15 protein-coding genes and 1 pseudogene are annotated in these 17,927 nt (G+C 57.2%); 6 read left to right on the forward strand and 10 right to left on the reverse strand.

Annotation, left to right across the window (positions count from 1 at the left end; translation table 11 throughout):
* Positions 1–52: 52 nt before the first annotated feature.
* From ACYVIT_RS20305 to ACYVIT_RS20315, 3 genes are all read left to right on the forward strand, one after another.
* Positions 53–1,171, forward strand: coding sequence for a Fic family protein (locus tag ACYVIT_RS20305; RefSeq protein ID WP_415804286.1), 1,119 nt, complete (start codon positions 53–55; stop codon positions 1,169–1,171).
* Between the two features lie 202 nt (positions 1,172–1,373).
* On the forward strand, positions 1,374–1,778 hold the full coding sequence (locus ACYVIT_RS20310; RefSeq protein WP_415804287.1) for a nucleotide pyrophosphohydrolase: 405 nt from the start codon (positions 1,374–1,376) through the stop codon (positions 1,776–1,778).
* 33 nt (positions 1,779–1,811) lie between these two features.
* A complete protein-coding gene (locus ACYVIT_RS20315) occupies positions 1,812–3,671 on the forward strand; it encodes a DNA/RNA helicase domain-containing protein (RefSeq protein WP_415804288.1) in 1,860 nt (619 codons plus the stop codon).
* Between the two features lie 109 nt (positions 3,672–3,780).
* On the opposite strand, the gene ACYVIT_RS20320 is transcribed toward ACYVIT_RS20315, so the two are convergent.
* From ACYVIT_RS20320 to ACYVIT_RS20360, 9 genes are all read right to left on the reverse strand, one after another.
* Positions 3,781–4,572, reverse strand: a complete 792-nt coding sequence (locus ACYVIT_RS20320) for a GntR family transcriptional regulator (RefSeq protein WP_415804289.1) — start codon at positions 4,570–4,572, stop codon at positions 3,781–3,783.
* Positions 4,573–4,951: 379 nt separating this feature from the next.
* Positions 4,952–5,671: an ABC transporter ATP-binding protein gene (locus ACYVIT_RS20325; RefSeq protein WP_415804820.1), complete on the reverse strand. Its 720-nt coding sequence runs from the start codon at positions 5,669–5,671 to the stop codon at positions 4,952–4,954.
* A gap of 5 nt (positions 5,672–5,676) precedes the next feature.
* A complete protein-coding gene (locus ACYVIT_RS20330) occupies positions 5,677–6,468 on the reverse strand; it encodes an ABC transporter ATP-binding protein (protein WP_415804290.1) in 792 nt (263 codons plus the stop codon).
* A complete protein-coding gene (locus ACYVIT_RS20335; protein WP_415804291.1) occupies positions 6,465–7,352 on the reverse strand; it encodes a branched-chain amino acid ABC transporter permease in 888 nt (295 codons plus the stop codon). Before ACYVIT_RS20335 ends, ACYVIT_RS20330 begins: the two co-directional genes overlap by 4 nt.
* Positions 7,345–8,238: a branched-chain amino acid ABC transporter permease gene (locus ACYVIT_RS20340; RefSeq protein ID WP_415804292.1), complete on the reverse strand. Its 894-nt coding sequence runs from the start codon at positions 8,236–8,238 to the stop codon at positions 7,345–7,347. The genes ACYVIT_RS20335 and ACYVIT_RS20340 overlap by 8 nt, the downstream gene beginning before the upstream one ends.
* Positions 8,239–8,304: 66 nt before the next feature.
* Positions 8,305–9,420 carry an ABC transporter substrate-binding protein gene (locus ACYVIT_RS20345; protein ID WP_415804293.1) on the reverse strand — a complete coding sequence of 372 codons (1,116 nt, stop codon included), beginning with the start codon at positions 9,418–9,420 and terminating at the stop codon, positions 8,305–8,307.
* A gap of 158 nt (positions 9,421–9,578) precedes the next feature.
* Positions 9,579–10,304 (reverse strand): maleate cis-trans isomerase family protein, encoded by a 726-nt coding sequence (locus ACYVIT_RS20350; protein WP_415804294.1) that lies wholly within the window; start codon positions 10,302–10,304, stop codon positions 9,579–9,581.
* A gap of 44 nt (positions 10,305–10,348) precedes the next feature.
* Positions 10,349–11,587 carry a D-amino acid dehydrogenase gene (locus ACYVIT_RS20355; RefSeq protein ID WP_415804295.1) on the reverse strand — a complete coding sequence of 413 codons (1,239 nt, stop codon included), beginning with the start codon at positions 11,585–11,587 and terminating at the stop codon, positions 10,349–10,351.
* Between the two features lie 221 nt (positions 11,588–11,808).
* Positions 11,809–15,303, reverse strand: a complete 3,495-nt coding sequence (locus ACYVIT_RS20360) for an indolepyruvate ferredoxin oxidoreductase family protein (protein ID WP_415804296.1) — start codon at positions 15,301–15,303, stop codon at positions 11,809–11,811.
* A 225-nt stretch (positions 15,304–15,528) separates the two neighbouring features.
* Between ACYVIT_RS20360 and ACYVIT_RS20365 the strand changes: the two genes are divergently transcribed.
* Positions 15,529–15,876 (forward strand): RidA family protein, encoded by a 348-nt coding sequence (locus tag ACYVIT_RS20365; RefSeq protein WP_415804297.1) that lies wholly within the window; start codon positions 15,529–15,531, stop codon positions 15,874–15,876.
* Positions 15,877–16,088: 212 nt separating this feature from the next.
* Positions 16,089–16,199, forward strand: a pseudogene (locus ACYVIT_RS20370) (DNA/RNA helicase domain-containing protein); the annotation flags it as partial.
* Positions 16,200–16,303: 104 nt separating this feature from the next.
* Here ACYVIT_RS20370 and ACYVIT_RS20375 read toward each other — a convergent pair.
* Positions 16,304–16,828, reverse strand: a complete 525-nt coding sequence (locus ACYVIT_RS20375) for a MarR family winged helix-turn-helix transcriptional regulator (RefSeq protein ID WP_415804298.1) — start codon at positions 16,826–16,828, stop codon at positions 16,304–16,306.
* A 132-nt stretch (positions 16,829–16,960) separates the two neighbouring features.
* On the opposite strand from ACYVIT_RS20375, the gene ACYVIT_RS20380 reads away from it, so the two are divergent.
* Positions 16,961–17,926, forward strand: a complete 966-nt coding sequence (locus tag ACYVIT_RS20380; protein ID WP_415804299.1) for a Bug family tripartite tricarboxylate transporter substrate binding protein — start codon at positions 16,961–16,963, stop codon at positions 17,924–17,926.
* Position 17,927 lies beyond the last annotated feature (1 nt).

Genomic DNA, 17,927 nt, shown 5'->3' on the forward strand with positions numbered 1-17,927 from the left:
ACCCCCCCCGTATGGGTTTGACGAAAAGGCTTAAGCCCGCCACAATCACCGCATGAATTACGGTGAATATATCTGGCAATCGCCGCATTGGCCCACTTGGCAATACGACCTCACCGCCCTGGCAGAGCCTTTGGCGGCCGTTAGTCGCGCCCAAGGCCTGCTGCTCGGCCGCCTCGCAGACGTAGGCATGGCACTACGCGACGAAGCCAGCCTAGCCGCGCTAACCGAAGATGTAGTTCAAACCAGCGCCATCGAGGGCGAAACCCTGAACGTCGCTTCAGTTCGATCCTCCGTCGCACGTCACTTGGGCGTTGACATCGGCGCCCTAGAGCCGGTTGATCGTCACGTCGAGGGCACGGTGGACATGGTATTGGATGCCACATCTCACGCAACGGCCGCTCTTACCTCTGCTCGCCTATTCGGCTGGCACGCCGCGTTATTTCCCACCGGCTATTCTGGCATCAACACCATCCGCGTAGGCCGTTGGCGAAACGACTCCACAGGTCCCATGCAGGTCGTATCAGGTTCTATTGGCCGACAGAAAGTGCATTTCGAGGCTCCCCCCGCCGACCGGCTAGCAGCAGAGATGGAACAGTTCTTAACGTGGCTGAATAATCCCGCACCAAAAGAACCTGCCCTCATTCGAGCCGGCCTCGGTCATCTATGGTTCGTCACGCTGCACCCGTTTGACGACGGCAATGGCCGCATTGCGCGTGCGATCGGTGATTTGCTCCTAACCCGTGCAGATGGCAGCCCGCAACGCTTCTACAGCCTGTCCGCGCAAATTCAACGCGAGAGAAAAGCCTACTACGACGTCCTCGAACGCACACAAAAGGACGACATGGACGTGACGCCGTGGTTAGGCTGGTTTCTGGCCACTCTGCTCAAGTCCATCGAACGTGCTCATGTCGTACTGGACCAGGTCTTCACCAAAGCGAAGTTCTGGCAACACGCCGCATCTATCCCGATGAATGAACGACAGATCAAGGTGCTAAATCGACTGCTGGATGGATTCGAAGGAAAGCTGACAACCAGTAAATGGGCAGCGCTGGCCAAGTGTTCGCAGGACACCGCACTGCGGGATATTACCGAGCTGCTTCAGCACGGCGTTTTGCGCAAGGCCACTGGTGGAGGGAGAAGCACGCACTATGAGATCAAGCCCCCTAGTTAACGTCGGCCTCGTTAAACGAGAGATTTCACGACGCGATACGTCGGTCCCAAAACAACGTAAACAGAATGGATGTAGACGCGTTGCCACATCAAAGCAAGGACGCTTGCAGCACAGTGCTCGATTAGGACGAACACCCGCATAACGCAACAATTTGCCTGAGTGCAACTACCGGGTAACATGTCGTGTAAGTAGAAGTACGCACATGGACAACCCCGTGACCACAAATCCCCACGACAGCTCCCCACAAGAGCCACTGATCAACGTGACTGCGCTCCGCAAGGCACTAGATCAGTTCGCCACAGACCGCGACTGGACTCAATTCCACTCACCCAAAAACCTGGTCATGGCCCTAACCGGCGAGGTAGGCGAACTCACGGAAATCTTCCAATGGATGACCGAAGAGCAATCGCACGCCGCCGGCACCAACCCTGATACTGCACAGGCAGTAAAGGACGAACTCGCAGACGTGCAGCTTTACCTAGTCCGTCTGGCATCGGTACTGGGCGTCGATCTCAACGAAGCTGTGCAATCAAAGCTTCAAAAGAACGCCGAAAAGTACCCTGCCGACAAGGCAAAAGGTTCAAGCAAGAAATACACAAAACTCTAAAGCTCACCCATTCATTGCGCGGAGCAAGCAGTAATGATCGTCTACGAAGCCGATAAGAAACAGTTTCTACACCACACTGACTATGACGACATTGAAAACGTCATCTTAACGAGCTTCAAGACAGTCACGGGGAAGGGCGTCAACACATCCGAGCTACGATCTTGGAGAGAATCGCTCAGTCACGTGGCAATGGTGCTGCGTGATGATGACATCCCCGACGATATGGGCGTCGCCGTCGAGCTGCATATCCCGCAATCATCAAAGCGAATCGATGTCACGCTGACTGGCCGAGATGACGCCGGCAACAAAAACGTAGTCGTCATCGAACTCAAGCAATGGGAAAAAGCCGTCGCGACTGACAAAGACGCTATTGTCGTGACGTATCTGGGCGGAGGACAAAGAGAGGTCGTGCACCCGTCGTATCAAGCTTGGTCATACGCATCTCTGCTCGAGGGTTTTAACGAGGCGGTTTACGACGGCGGAATCGCCATCAGGCCATGTGCCTATTTACACAACTACACACGCGACGGCGTCATCGACGCGCCTCATTATTCTGGATATACGGTAAAGGCCCCACTGTTTTTAAAGGGCGCGAAAGAACGGCAGCAGCTGCGAGATTTCATTAAAAAGCACGTTAAATATGGGGACTCAAAAGAGATTCTCTACGAACTCGAAAACGGCCGTATTCGTCCCTCGAAAGCCCTGGCAGACGCATTGAAGGGCCTGTTGACCGCCAAGCCAGAGTTCGTTCTGATCGACGATCAAAAAGAGGTCTTTGAGGCCGCCTTGGCGGCGGGCCGCACTGCGTCGGCCGATGCGCCAAAAGTCATCATCATTGAAGGCGGGCCAGGTACGGGCAAGACGGTGCTCGCTATCAATCTACTGGTCCGGCTGACGAGCTCGGGCCTGTTAGGGCAATACGTTTCAAAGAACGCCGCGCCGCGCGAGGTGTATCAATCAAAGCTGGTTGGAACCATCACCAAGACAAAATTCGCCAGTCTGTTCTCCGGCTCGGGACGATTCTTCGACACCGAGCCAAACTCGTACGATTTCCTGATTGTCGACGAGGCGCATCGCTTGAACGAAAAAAGCGGGCTCTATGGAAACCTGGGGGAAAACCAGGTCAAGGAACTGATCAACGCATCGGCATGCACTATCTTTTTCATCGACGAAGACCAACGTGTCACGCTGAACGATATCGGCACCAAACAAGCCATCCGTGATTTTGCTGCGGCGAAAGGTGCATCGATCGAAGAATATGAACTCGCCTCACAATTTCGATGCAGCGGTTCCGATGGCTATCTGGCTTGGTTGGACAACACGCTTGATATCCGTCAGACGGCGAATCCGATGCTTGATGTGGGCGAATATGATTTCAAAGTCTTTGACTCGCCGCAAGCGTTGCATGACGCCATAGAAGCCAAGAATGGTGAGAACAAAGCGCGCGTTGTTGCTGGCTATTGTTGGCCTTGGTTGAGCAAAAAAAACCCTCAGGCTAGCGACATCGTCATTGGCGACTATCGCCGTCAGTGGAATCTCGATAAAGACAGCAGTCTATGGATCATCGCGCCCAAATCCATCGAGCAGGTCGGCTGTATTCATACCTGTCAAGGCCTGGAGGTGGACTATATCGGTGTGATCATTGGCGATGACCTTATCGTACGTGACGGGAAAATGATAACGAATGCCGAACACAGGGATCGCCATGACAAGACTATTCGCGGATATAAGACACGACTCAAGACTGACCCTGATCGGGCCAGAGCTGAGGTCGACCTGATTATCAAAAACACCTATAGAACCCTCATGACGCGTGGAATGAAGGGATGCTATGTGTATTGCACTGACAACGAAACCGCTGAGTACTTCCGCTCTTTCCTCAATGCGGGATAGCAGTGGAATGGCTCCCGTTAACTCGCTCTACTGCCGCCTACTGCTGAAAATGAGGGGGGTTACCCCATCAGGGACGGACGTTGACTGGCCGTAAAACGAGTCTTCGAGATCAACTTTCAAAATCTTGGATACCAGAGACTTCCGGAGTTAGCATTACCTTCTCGGAAACTGCCGCGCCCGTTAGAAAGAACTTGGCGACCATTTCCCTGGCGATTTTCACCGCCCGTTCGCGGCTCATGTCTATATGCTCGGTAATAGATTGCAGCGCCTGTTTTTGATCTCGCTCACGCAGAAACCTGAGGACGTCATAATGGCTGTCGAACGCTTTTGCATTCCATGCGGACTGCTCAATATCAATGTGTCTTGCGACATGGATTCGACGCGTAATAGTCTCCATGAAGGCACTGAGCTCTTTGTTCTTTGCAAGGCCGATCAATCGTCTATGGAACTCTTCGTCGGCCAGCAAAAAGTCTGCTGATGTCATCCCGGAAGAGTTCGCCATGACGCTGCTCCAGTACTCTTGAACGGCCTGGATCTCATTGTCACTGGCATACCGCAGCGCTAAAAAAACTGCACGCCGCTCTAAAGCGATTCGCACTTGGTAAAGGTCTAGCACCTCGTCCACGCTGACGCTCTTGCGAAAAAAACCTTTGTTCATGACAAACGTCAGCAGACCCTCGGCTTCGAGACGATTCAATGCCTCTCTGAGCGGTGCTCTGCTTACCCCCAACTCTCGCCCCAATGCTTGCTCATTAATGCGAGTTCCAGGACGGAAATCGTAACGCATAGCGCGATCACGTAACTCGATATACAAGCGCTCGACTGAGCTTTCTTCGCGCGACCTAGAGGTATGACCAACGCCATTACTCTGGCCACGACGCGCGTTTTCGGTTGACTGCATCTTAGGTGCCTTCACTATCTTTTAAATACCTTTTGAACGATCGCAGATTTATATCCATTTCACCATCTTGCCGTCTTTCTCCCTGGGACAAGGAAGGGACCAAAAACGGTCGACAGCAGGTGTGCCACTTTAGAACCTTTTTCATAGAATAACTCTCGCACGCGTTTTTGCTCATCGCGCGCTCGTCCCGAACGGGTGACGGCATTTCGTCCGGTGTACGCCGACCAGCCGCACATGGGCCATGGCACACCCGAGTACGGTGGCCGACCCGACGCCGCGACCGTTATAACAGGACGTTTGATTTCTGAGCATAGAGTCAGAATTTGGGTTCCGAGCCTAGAATCAGACATGAACCGTCGGGCCTCAACACCGATTGGCCTCAGTCAACTCGACCTCCCAGGTACAGCTCTCGTACTTTCGCATCGTGCAACAACTCACGACATTGGCCGCTCAGGGCCACCGTCCCCAGCGAAAGAATGTATGCCCTGTCCGAGATGCGCATGGCCTCAATCGCGTTCTGCTCGACCATGATGATGGTCACACCCTCCTGTTCGCGAACCTGCATGATCGCATCGAATACCTCGTGCAGCACTTTGGGAGAAAGTCCCGCGGAAGGCTCGTCCAGTAACAATACCCGGGGATTCGGCATTAGGGCTCGGGCCAACGCCAGTATCTGGCGTTCGCCACCAGACATCGATGCCGCAGGCGCATGGAGCTTTCGCTCCAGCACTGGATACAGCGCGCATAACTGCGAGATACGTTTGTCGCGTTCACGGACGGGAACGTAATAGCCGCCCATGAGCAGGTTCTCATACACGCTCATGGCGGTAAAAATATTGTCCGTCTGTGGAACGAAACCGAGTCCACAGCTGCGGACCTTGTCATGCACTGGCACCCCGGAGACGTCTTTGCCATTGAGCCAGACAATACCGCTACGTGTACATAGATAGCCTGCGATCGTCTTGAGCAACGTAGATTTTCCGCAGCCGTTCGGCCCCAGCAGGCAGACGATCTCTGCCGGCTCGGCGTAGAGTGAAATGCCATTGAGGATGTCCACATCCTTGATGTAGCCCGCGACCACCTCATCGATTTTAATCATGGCATTCATGATGCGATCAACTCTCTATTGGGTTCGGCCACCGTTGTGCCCAGATATGCCTGCACGACGCGCTCGTTGGCCGCCAATTCCTGAGGTTTGCAACTGGCCACGATATGACCTTGGTCCAGAACGATGCATCGGTTGCAGGCCTCGCGAATGAAATGCATATCGTGCTCTACGATCACCAGCGTCATGCCTTGTTCATTGAGGCGATGCAACGCACGCACGATATCTTGACGCAAATTGGGGTGTACCCCGGCCGTCGGCTCATCCAGCATCAGCAGGCGCGGACGCGCCATCAACGCGCAGACGATACCCAGAAGTTTTTTCTGTCCGCCCGAGATGGCCGACGCAGGCAGATGGCTCACCGGGGTAAGTAATAGTTCGTCGAGCAATCGCATGGCCTGCTCACGAGTGGCGCGCTCCGCCCTGCGCATCGAGGGGCCGTTCAAGAGCGTGGACATCACGCCGTGCATGCTCGTATCGGCTGCCATTGCGACTTCCAGTACCGACATCTTCTGCGGCATGACGGGCAGTTGGAACGTACGCGCCAGGCCTTCTTTGACGATACGGAACGTAGACATCGACGAAATACATGCTCCGTCGAGCATAACCGAGCCCCGATCGGGTGCGATAAAACCGCTGATGATGTTCAACAAGGTACTTTTGCCCGATCCGTTAGGCCCCAGCAGTCCGACGATATCGCCCTTATCGACTTGGAATTTGACGTCTTGCAGCACCTGAAAAGCGCCGAAGGACTTTGCCAAGCTATTGACTTCCAAAATGGATGTTGTCATGTCGGGATCCTCAGTTTTTCGGGCAACAGACCGTCCTTGCGCCACATCAGGCAGGCCAGGAGAATCGCGCCGATGAGACCCAGACGCAACGCACCCGACACGTCAGAACCAAAGCCCAACAGATCGCGCAAGAAAGGAACAAAGGCATAGACCGTCTGCACCAAAATGACGCCTAGCAGAACCCCGGATGTCCTGCCCATGCCACCGATCATCACCATGGTCCAGAGCACGAAAGTCTCTGCTGCCAGCATGAACTCGGTGCCTGCGAAGCTAAAGTAATGCGCATACAGCGAACCCGCCAGCGCGGTGACGGCGCCACCGCACATGACCGCGTGCGATTTGAGTTTCTGCAGGTCGTACCCCATGCACGCTGCCAGGGCGGGTTGCTCGCGCATCAGGCGCAGGGCGCGCCCAAACCGCCCATCGCCCAACCGTGCCGATAAAACGGCAGTCACGGCCACGACGCCCAACACCACAGCGGTGAAATAAACTTGATCCCACGGACTGACTGCGGACTCAAACAGCCCGGGAATGCCTGTGATGCCATTGGCGCCGCCGGTCAGTTGATCTTCGTTGAGCGCTACCGTGCGCAGAATCTCAGCCACCGCCAGCGTGGCGATTCCCCAATAGTCAGCCGCCAGCCTGCGGCCCAACCGTGCCATCGCCCAGCCCAATATCATGGCGGCAATCACGCCCAGGGGAATACCCACCAACACCGGCCAGCCGCGCGCATGCGCGATGCCTGTAGCGTAGACGCCAACGCCCGCAAACGCGATGTGCCCAAAGTTGAGCAGGCCGCCATATCCTGCCAGGATATTCAGACCCAACGCCATGATGGCGTAGATCCCCGCGATAGTGACGGTGAAAAACAGAAAATCATACACGGCGAACCTCTCTGTCGAACAACCCGTAGGGTTTGAACAGCAATGCCAGCAACAGGATCAAAAACGAAGCCGCGCTGATATAGGAAACGGGCAGGAAGACCAACGTTTCTCCAAACAGTGGGCCAAAGTTGATATTGGTGACAACCGTCTCCGTCAGGGCGATCAGCAACGCGCCTGCGACTGCACCGATGGGATTACCCAGGCCACCAAGAATGGCGGCGGCAAAGACCGGCAACAACAAGTCATAGCCCAAGTTGACGTGCGCACCGGTCGACAGCGACAGCATGCTGCCACCCAACCCCGCCAACATGCCGCTGATAAAGGTCACACCATTGGTCAGGCGCGTCGCACTCAACCCCGACGCGTCGGCCAGAGCGGGATTGCACGCCAGGGCGCGCATAGCTCGACCGACCTGGGTATGAAAGAGCACCAGCACGAATAACGCCAACAACACCAACGTGGTGAGCACGAACCACAACTGGGCGCTGGAAAAACGCGCGTCGCCGATGGTCAGGGGCTCTGTGTACGGCCGCGAAAACATATGGGGAAAGGAGCCTGCGATGCCCAACACACTGGCTACCAGCACCATGGAAACTGCCAACGAGCCAATCATGGCAATGGCCGGCCCGCCCTTCAGAAGCCGATCGAATATCAACAACTGTATGGCCAGCGTGAGCAGACCCGTCAAGATCGACGCCAGCACCACCGCCATGATCAATGGAGCGCCCGCGCTATGAATGCCGTAAGCCAAGAACGCGCCACACATGGCATATTGCACGTGGGCAATGTTGGGAAATTTGATCAACCCGTAAAGCATGCTTAACCCTAGCGTGATCAGCGCCAGATCAGCCGTGCGCAACAAGGTATCTATCAAAAACTGCAGCATCGCAATTCGCTCCTAAAGGATGTGCGGTGCCAACCGCACGCCGCACATCGATGACTCAGCCTCGACCTAACGCAGTACGAGCGCGCCACCCTCGTACTTCAGGCGGTCGTACGGGGGATCAACCCGCTGGCCTTCTTCATCCAGTTTGATCTCGCCGGTCACCCCCGTGAATCCTGCGTCGCTCACCTTTTTCAAACCGGCGATGATCTCTGCGGGTGTCGTGCCCTTGCCCTGCTCGATTGCAGCTGCCAGCATCAACACGCCGTCATAGCCGTAGCCATTGAACGCGGTCTTAAAGCCTTCGTTGAACTTGGTCTTGAAGGTATTCTCGTAGGCTTTGCCTAGATCGCCCTTGGCCGAGCCCAGCTCCATGCCGATCTGGCCTTCCGCAATCTCGGCAGGCGTGTCGGACACGCTCATGCTCATGATGTAGGCATACCAGGGCACGTCGCGCAGACCTAGTTCCTTGGCTTCACGGTTGATCACGGCCGACTCGTGTCCATAGGCGGTATACAGATACGCATCGGGCTTCGCCCGGGCCAATTGCTGCAGCTCCCGACGATAAGTGGACTGCCCGCCCGTATAGAGCACCTGTGCGGAAATCTTGCCTCCGAGTTTCTCGAACTCTTCTGTGAAACCGTGCGCCACGCCCTGCCCGTAGGCATTGTTCGGCGCGATCAACGCCACATTGCGATGCCCCATTGCGTAAACGTCTTTAGCGGCAAACAGATTGCCGGCCGCCTCCAGACCAACAATGTTGAAAGCCGACGCCCCCAGGTCACGCACCTTGTTGCTGCTGCTGCCGATATTGAGATGGACAACATTCTCCTTGACCAGATATTGCGCCATGGGCAGCGTGATGCTCGAGGAGTACTCACCGAGCACGGCCGGCACTCGGTCGACGGTGATCAGCTTGCGGGCTGCAGTAAGCGCCGTGGTGGGGTTGTTGCCCGAATCCTCAATGATGACCTGTAGCTTCTTGCCCAACACGCCGCCCTTGGCATTGACGTGTTCGACGCCCAGCTCAATGCCACGCCGCATATCTTCGCCTACGGTGGCCGATGGTCCGGTTAGAGGTAGCACCACGCCCAGGGAAATGGTGTTCTGGGCCCAGGCCGACGAGGTGATGCCGCTCATCAAAATTGTGCTCGCGCACAAGGTGAGAAAATGTCGTTTCTTCATGATTTTTCCCTCAGGGATCTAGAGTGTTGAAACATTGACAGCACAAACCACAACATCGACACAAGCTGCGCATCGCCGACCATGCCGGAGCACTTCAAAAAACAAATAGTTCCTCCGTCGACCGTAGTCGGTAATGCGGATGCGTCTTTACGACAGCATCAAACCTCAAACAAACGGCCCCATTGCGGCAATACGTCGTCGATACCCGCCAGGCGTAAGGCATGCCAGGCCATCGCGCTGTTGCTCGCCAGTACCGGCTTTCCCAGTAACTGCTCGATCTCGCGTGTGTGATCGCACATTCTCAGGCTGGTGCACGACACAAAAACAGCCTCCACGTCAGGGGCGGCGCCTATCTTCAGGATGGCGTTTTTGAGCGTCTCGGCGTCGATACACGCCACGTCGGCATCCACCGCATGATTGAAAGTGGCGATGCGTGAGATCTCGACCCCTTTCTCTTCAATATGTTTTTTGAACAAATTATTGACCGACTCTACATAGGGCGTCAGCAACGCGATGCGCTTAGCGTTCAGCGCCTTGAGGCCTGCCATCGCAGCGGTAATCGGCGTGGTACAAGCAACACCGGGCCGCACGCGACGAATCTGCGAGAAGATCTCCTCCTCGCCGATAACAATGGACCCGGACGTACAGCCGAACGCCACCACCTGAAGATCGATGCCAGGCAGCAGCAACGCTGTGCCAGTGGCAATATCTTTGTGCATCTCCATCAGCAACGCCGGCGTGATGTCGGGCGGGCAAGGAATGCGGGATTCAAAGAAGGCCACACCCGGCAGATCGATGATGCGGCGCCATTCGTACTCCATGGTCTGGTCGATCGAGAGCACGATCAAACCTAGCGCTGCGCGAGACATCAGGCCGCCATCCATGTTGAACGGCAGTATCTCGTAGGGAATGTTGTCGAGTATGGCGGTCATTTCAGTGTCATTCCAGTGAGGTCGATCTCGGGTTTCTTGCCGTGCATGATGTCGGTGACAACGCGCGCAGTGCCGCAAGCCATCGTCCAGCCCATATGCCCATGGCCCGTATTGAGGTACAGATTCCGATGGCGACTCTTGCCCAGGATGGGGGTGCCCTGCGGCGTCATCGGGCGCAGCCCGGCCCAATAATCAGGCTGGCTATAGTCGGCGCCGTTGGGGAAAAGCTGTCGAGCGACTTTGAGCATCGGTTCGAAATCCGCAGGCTTATGGCTACGGTCGTAACCCGTGAACTCTGCCGTCGCCGTCAAGCGCAAACGATTTCCATAGCGTGCCCAGGCAACCAACGCCTGTTCGTCGACCCCACACATACTGGGCGATTCATTCGTGTCGCTAATAGGGAACGTGACCGAATAGCCCTTAACCGGATAAACAGGCAAGCGATAGCCCAGCGCATGCGACAGCAGCGGCGAATCGCAACCTAGCGCCAACACATAGTCGTCGCCCTGAATCAGACCGCGGCTGGTGTGCACGCCACGAATGCGATCACTATCGGCGTCGATCCGCTTGATGGACGTGTCCATCAAGAACTCCACCCCTGCAGCCTCGCAACGACTGACCAAGCTGCGCGTGAACAGACGGGCATCGCCGCTTTCATCAGTTGGACTCAGAATCGCGCCAGCGAATCGCGAATGCGCCAGCGCTGGCTCACGCTGAACGGCCTCTTCGTGGGTCACACCGCGCAGCGGCACACCGCCGTCGACCAGCACCTGCATGTTGGCCAAGCCTTTCTGAAAAATGGCCTCGTCACGGTACACATACAGCGCCCCTGTGCTGAGCAGGTCGTACTGCAAATCCAGCTTTTGGGTAAGGGTGCGCAATTCCTCTTGCGAATAGCGGCACATCACCAGCTTGCGCATCGTGTTCGTGCGGGCTTTCTCGGCGTTGCAGTTCAGGAGAAACTGCCACAGCCAGGCCCACATGCGTGGATTCAGGTTGGGACGCAGCAGCAGCGCCTGATTCTTGTCGCGCAGCGAGCGCCACAGAATACCCGGGGCTCGCGGCGAGGCCCAGGTATAGGCGTGCCCCGGCGCGATCATGCCCGCGTTGGCATAGCTGGTCTCGTTAGCCGCGTAGGGTTGCCGATCAATTACTTTGACCTTGCGCCCCTGGGCAGCCAGATACCAGGCGGTCGTCACGCCGGCGAGCCCCGCCCCCATAACGATGGTGGTCATGTCGCACTCCTTGCGAGAGCACGCCGACGCTGACGGAGTCTGCCGATATATTGACGATGACTCATGCTGTTTCTCCTGACGTTGATCACTTTTTTGTTTCTTTGCAGCGCCGCGAGTAGGCCGTGGGTGCGGCCTCTCGAGTCATTCGAAACTCGTGGCATCCCGCTGCTTCTGGGCATGGGAGCCGGCTCAAACAAAAACCGATCTCGTATCCCGATGCATCAAGCCACTCGCTTGAGCGGGATAACGTCCTGTTGCAAGACGGTCAACAAGGCTTCCCGCTTCTTGCGCGCCTGTTCGATGCTGTCCATACGAATATGGCCGTAGCCGCGGATCTGTTCCGGTATCGACGCCAGCGCCACGGCAGTGTCATAAGTCCCGACCGTGCCCGCATCCGCCAGTCTGGCGAGCAGTTTGGCCATCAGTTGCTCATACTCGACAATCATGGCGCGCTCCAGGCGCCGCTCAGCGGTGTGACCAAAGACGTCCAGTACCGTGCCGCGCAATGGCTTGAGCCGTGCGAGCAGCTTGAATACGGGTACGATCCACGCGCCGAACTCGCGCTTGACAGGTTTTCCGGTGGCCGCATCCTGCTTGGCCAGCAGCGGCGGCGCCAGGTTGAACACCAGTTTGTAATCGCCCTCGAACTGCCGGCCGATCTGATCGAGAAATCCGCTGTTCACGTGCAGGCGGGCCACTTCGTACTCATCCTTGATAGCCAACAGCTTGAAGTAATAGCGCGCCACCGCCTCAGTCAGCGCGATCTTGCCGGGAAACTGACACTGTTCGAGCGCACGTACCTGTTCCACCAACGCCGTATAACCGTTGGCGTATTTCTCGTTTTGGTAATCGACAAGAAAGTTGCGACGCCAGGCAATGCGTTCTTCCAGACTGCTCATGGGCGAGGGCGAGACGCTGCCTCCCGCCGATTTCTGACGCGAGGCGAGCACGCGTTCGACTCCCGGGCCGTCCTCCGCCGTGCGGCGCCCCCAAGCGAAGGCGTCTCGATTCATGCGCGTGGCGGCGCCATTGATCTCGATAGCCTGCTCGATGGCTTGGGCCGAAATCGGGATCAAGCCGCGTTGGTACGCAAAGCCCAGCATGAACATATTCGCGGCGATGCTGTCGCTCATCAAGGCAACCGCGATGCGGCTGGCATCGACAAACTCGGTTTGATCATTTCCCACGCTATCGGCGATGTTCTTGCGCAAGCCTCGCGCAGGAAAATGCATGTCGGCATTGCGGGAAAAGTCGCCCGGCATGACTTCGGCGGTGTTGACCACCATGCGGGTCTTGCCCTTGCGGGTCAGCGCCAAGGTCTTGGAATTGCCAGCCACGATCATGTCGCAACCCAGCACCAGGTCGGCACCACCCGGCGCGATGCGTATCGTCTTGATCGCTTCGGGCGATTTTCCGAAACGTAGATGGCTCCAGACCGACCCACCTTTCTGCGCCAGGCCCGCCATATCGAGCAGCCCGCAGCCCAGGCCCTCTAGATGAGCGGCCATTCCCAAAATAGCGCCGATGGTCACCACCCCCGTTCCACCCATGCCCGCTACCAGGATGCTGTACACGCCCGACTCTAACGACGGTCGGTTCGGCTCGGACAAGATCGGGAAAAGATCGGTCGGTTCCTCGCGCTCGGCTTTACGCAGCGTGCCGCCGAGCACCGTTACGAAACTGGGACAGAATCCTTTGACGCAGGAATAATCCTTGTTGCACGAAGACTGGTCGATCATGCGCTTGCGACCCAGCTCGGTTTCCAGCGGCTGCACGGACACGCAGTTCGACTTCACACCGCAGTCGCCGCAGCCTTCGCATACCAGGTCGTTGATCAACACCCGCTTGGCCGGATCGGGAAACGCGCCCCGTTTGCGGCGCCGGCGCTTTTCAGCCGCACAGGTCTGGTCGTAGATGAGGACGGTCGTCCCTTCGATCTCACGTAGTTCCTTCTGCACGACGTTGATGTCATCACGATGGAGTATGGAGAGACCCGACGGCCAGACAGTGCTGGAGGGATACTTCTTGGGCTCGTCTGTCACCACGACGACACGTTTGACGCCTTCTGCATTCACCTGCCAAGCAATCGCAGGCACATCCAGCGGGCCATCGTGGCGCTGGCCGCCCGTCATGGCTACGGCATCGTTGTACAGGATCTTGAAAGTGATGTTCGTCTTGGCCGACACGGCAGCGCGGATGGCCAATAAGCCAGAATGGAAATAGGTGCCGTCACCGATGTTCTGGAACATATGCGTGCGCTTGGAAAACGGCGCCTCGCCCACCCACGACATACCCTCTGCCCCCATCTGCGTATAGCCGATCGTGGATCGGTCCATGCTCTGCGCCATCCAGCTGCAGCCAATGCCCGCGTAGGCTTTGCTGCCTTCGGGCACCACGGTCGACGAACTGTGCGGACACCCGCTACAAAAATAGAAACTTCGCGACAGAATATCGACCAAACCATTGGGCGCGCGATAAGAACGGATTTCCTCGATACGCTTGCGCAAGGCCTCGACATCGCCATGGCCCAGCTCCACCAAGCGTTCGCCGATAGCGATGGCGATCTGGTTGGAGTCCAGCGCCATTTCGGACTGCAGCAAGACCTCGCCTTGTTCATCGTGCTTCCCGATGATGGCAGGCGCGTCCTCGGTGCCATACAGCAGTTCCTTGAGCTGGAACTCGATCAGGCTGCGCTTTTCCTCTACCACCAACACCTTGCGCAACCCGTGTGCAAAGGCGGCTGCGCCTTCGGGCTCAAGCGGCCACGTCATGCCCACCTTGTACAGGCGCAGGCCCTTTGCCGCCGCCTCGTCTTCCGACAGATGCAGTTCATCGAGCGCCTGCAGCACGTCCAGATAACTCTTGCCGTGCGTGATAACGCCCAGCACCGCGTTGCCGCTGTCAAGCACGGTGCGGTCGATACCATTGATCCGTGCGAAAGCCTTGACCGCCCGCAGCTTGTGACGATGCAACCGGGCTTCCTGATTATGCGGCGTGTCGGGCTGGCGCAAATTCACGCCATCGGCAGGCAGAGCGACGTCCTGCGGCGTGGCGATTTTGACGCGATGAATGTCGACATCGATAGACGCGGTGGCTTCCACCGTGTCCTTGACACACTTCATACCAACCCAGCAGCCACTGTAGCGCGACAGTGCCCACCCAATCACGCCAAAATCGAGAAGCTCCTGCACACCAGAGGGGCTGAGAACCGGGATCATGGCATCGACCATCGCGAATTCGCTCTGGTGGCAAGTCGTGGATGATTCACACGTATGGTCGTCGCCCATCAAGACGAGTACGCCACCCCGTTTCGACGAACCGGCCAAGTTGCCGTGGCGAAAGGCGTCCCCAGTGCGGTCGACGCCTGGCCCTTTGCCGTACCACATCGAGAAAACGCCCTCGTACTTGCCGTCCCCATCGACCTCGGCCTGCTGTGACCCCCACACCGCCGTGGCCGCCAGGTCTTCGTTCACGCCGGGCAGGAACACGATGTTATGTTTTTGCAGAATTTTTTTCGCCCTGCCAACTTGCTCATCCAATCCGCCAAGCGGCGAGCCACGATAGCCGGTGATATAGCCTGCTGTGTTCAGCCCCACCTCGGCGTCACGCAGTTGCTGCGTGATAGGCAGGCGTACCAACGCCTGCGTGCCGGTGATGAAAATACGCCCCCGGGTCAGGGTGTATTTGTCTTCCAGATCAATCGCTCGAAGTTCCATTTAGCCTCCCGCAACCTGCCTCGGCCACAATCAACCGATAACCCATGAGAAATATAAGTGTCGACAGTTGTATATGCAGGATTATTCAAAAAAGATACGAGGTATCCTATTGGTATAAATACCAATATTTATAAACACGTTTGCGTACTTAACTATTGAACACATAACTGCCGACACTTATTTAGTCAGCAGCCTTCACCGTAGCAATTGATTTGAGGAGCAACTATGAGCCTGCAGTACATCCAACCCAACGCCCGTATGAGCGCCGCCGTCAAAGCCAATGGTTTTGTATTTTTGTCGGGTCAGGTCGCCGACGACACCAGCGCGTCGGTCGCAGGCCAGACTGAACAAATTCTCGCCAAGATCGACAAGATCTTGGCCGAGGCGGGCACGAGCAAGGAAAAAATAGTCAGCGCCAACATCTGGATCGCCGATGCAGCGACCTTCAACGAGATGAATGGGGTGTGGGACGCTTGGGTACCGAAAGATCACACTCCGGCCCGCGCATGTGTGGAATCGAAACTGGCATTTCCGCAGTACACGGTTGAAATCGGGGTGATCGCCGTCGTCTGAGGCGTCCGAACAGGCTGACTTGGCATGCCCCCGCACAGGGCGAGTTATGACTAATAATCGCCTTGTGCCATGCTGACGATGAGTTGCAACGACGATCTCATGCAACCATCTCTACCTGCCTCACTCGTCGGTAAGTCTCTGTGAGGCACTGGTGCCATCAAATCTGCCGCAGCAATGCGACCTTGGTGTATCGGGCTCGCTACCGGGTAACTATCAAAAACACGTATAGAACCCTGATGACTCGTGGAATGAAGGGGTGCTATGTGTATTGCACTGACAAAGAAACCGCCGAGTACTTGCGATCTCGCATCAATGAGATATAGCGGTTTCGATCTGATCCGGCAGATCAACCGGTTGATGATCGTTCTTAGAAGAAAATAAGTGAACCCCAGGCCGCCCCGTGCCTGACAACATTACGCTGACATGGCTATCGCGCCCGCGACCGGCGCGTCCCACCCTGCCGACGACTGGCCTTATCCACCACCACATTCTCAGTAGACATACGCTCGCCACGCTCCGCCACCACCTGCAACAAATGCAACAACTGGCGCCCCTCATCCGGAGTCAAGTCCGCCATCAGCAAGTCATTCAGATGAGCAATCTCCGGCAGCATCGTGTGATACAGCGCCTGCCCAGACTCAGTCGCCATGACGTTCGTGATGCGTTTGTCGTCTGTATCACGCACCCTGTCCACCCACCCCTTGCCGCACAGCGAACCCAGCGCGCGCGAAGTCCGCACCAAGTCCAGCCTAGCAGTGGCCGCCAGCTCCGCCGATGTCAGCGGCCCATATTCCACCACCGCCGCCAGCAAACGCCACTCGCGCCGCGTAATACCAAAGCGGCCCTCGCACAGCCGCACGAACATCGGACTGGCCTGCGACCAGGCCTGGTACAGGCAATACATAGGCATCTCCGCCAGATGAAAGGGACGCTGTACGGGCACAGAAGGCATCAGAGGCTCTCCTACCTGGATTTTGTACGTTTGTTTATGCCGATATTGGATTAGATCAAGAAACACGTCCGTTGCTACAGTCTCTCCATCTTGACCACAATTCATCAAAAGACGGCAAGACAGGAGGAAGACATGATTAAACGGATGATACTGGCCGCCCTGGCAGCATGTACGCTGGCCACCTCGGCATGGGCGGCCGCACCGCTGAGCGGCCCTTTGACCATCGTGGTCGGCTATCCGCCCGGCGGCAGCTCGGACCGCATCGCCCGGCTGGTGGCCGAGCGCCTGAAAGATCGAGTGGGCGTTTCTGTCATCGTCGAGAACAAGACCGGCGCGGGTGGCCGCATTTCGGCGCAACTCCTGCACAACGCCGACGCGAACCAAAACGTGCTGTTGCTGGGCAATCCCGCCGTGATGGTGGTAGCGCCACTGGTCTATGCCGACCCCGGCTACGATGCGCAGCGCGATTTCAAGCCCGTGTCGCTGGTCAGCAGCTACAAATTCGCGCTGGCCGTGTCGGCCGATTCGCCCATGAAGGACATGAAGGCGCTGCGAGCATGGTTAAAGGAACATCCCGACCGCTTCACGGTGGGCGTGCCCGCCACCGGCAGCCTGCCGCACTTCTTCGCGCTGATGCTGGGCGACGAGATCGGCCAGCAGGCCGAAGTGGTAGGTTATCGCGGCTCGGCGCCGCTGATCAGCGAACTGGTTGGCGGCATCCTGCCGCAGGCAATCGATACCCTGGATACCCTACTGCCACAACATCAGGGCGGGCGTGTGCGCATCCTGGCCACCTCCGGCACCGAGCGCGAGGCGGAGCTCACAGACGTGCCGACCTTCCGTGAGGCCGGCATTGACCTGGCGGCGGACGGCTGGAACGCATTTTTCGCACCTGCCGCCATGCCGCAGGACAAGGTCGAGCGCCTGGCGCGAGATATCTCCGCAGTGATGAGCGATCCGGCCCTGCAAAAGGCCGTGCGTGCCATCAACCTCGAGCCGATCTCGGCCGATGCGGCGCAGACGGCACAGGCGCTGGCGGCCTATCGCAAGCAGTGGGAGCCGGTGGTGCGCGAATCCGGCTTCAAGGCAACTCAGTAAC

It is taken from the genome of Bordetella muralis (genome assembly GCF_054781015.1).